The sequence below is a fragment of the Mesorhizobium sp. M1A.T.Ca.IN.004.03.1.1 genome (assembly GCF_003997555.1).
Taxonomy (GTDB): Bacteria; Pseudomonadota; Alphaproteobacteria; order Rhizobiales; family Rhizobiaceae; genus Mesorhizobium.
Genome location: NZ_RZTV01000132.1, coordinates 1 through 321 on the forward strand (window position 1 = coordinate 1; position 321 = coordinate 321).

The 321-nt window shown below is 65.7% G+C and carries 1 protein-coding gene; it reads left to right on the forward strand.

Annotated elements, in window-relative coordinates; all coding sequences use genetic code 11:
• On the forward strand, positions 1-321 hold a 321-nt coding region (locus EOD29_RS31015; protein WP_164763907.1), incomplete at both ends, for a TIM barrel protein.

A 321-nucleotide genomic window follows, 5' to 3' on the forward strand; every position in this document is an offset into this window, starting at 1 on the left:
GCCTGAAACACGGCATCACCGCGATCGCCCCCTGGCGCGACCAGGTCGCCAAGGTCGGTCTCGACGAGGCGGTGCGGATCGTCAAATCGAACGGTATCAAACTGACCGGTCTTTGCCGCGGCGGCTTCTTCCCGGCAGCAAACGATGCCGACTGGCAGAAAAACCTCGACGACAACAGGCGTGCCATCGACGAGGCGGCGGCATTTTCAGCCGATTGCCTCGTCCTCGTCGTCGGCGGTCTGCCGGGCGCGTCGAAGGACATCGTCGCAGCCCGCCAGATGGTGTTCGACGGCATCGCCGCCGTGCTGCCGCATGCGCAGG